The following is a 316-nucleotide window of genomic DNA, read 5'->3' as shown; positions in this document are numbered from 1 at the left end:
CAGCCGGGCGAGCCGCATCCCGATGGCGTCCGCCACCGCGCCGCCCACGCCGGTATCGATCTCGTCGAAGATGGGCGTCGGGGCCGAGCCCTTGTCGGCCAGCACGACCTTCAGCGCCAGCATGAAGCGCGACAGCTCGCCGCCCGAGGCGGCCTTCATCATCGGGCCGGGCTTGGTCCCGGGATTGGTCTGGGCCCAGAACCCGACCCGGGCGGTGCCGGCCGGGTCGCGGGAATCCGGGTCCGTGGCGATCTCGGTGATGAAGCGGGCGCGCTCCAGCTTGAGCGGCGGCAGCTCGGCCTTCACGGCCGCGTCG

General features: G+C 73.4%; 1 pseudogene. It reads right to left on the bottom strand.

Annotated features, from left to right (window positions below):
* Nucleotides 1-316 (bottom strand): annotated as a pseudogene (locus ACLBYB_RS33030) (DNA repair protein RecN); the annotation flags it as partial.

Source organism: Methylobacterium sp. D54C (genome assembly GCF_053345595.1).
This window is presented reverse-complemented; position numbering and strand designations above follow the sequence as displayed.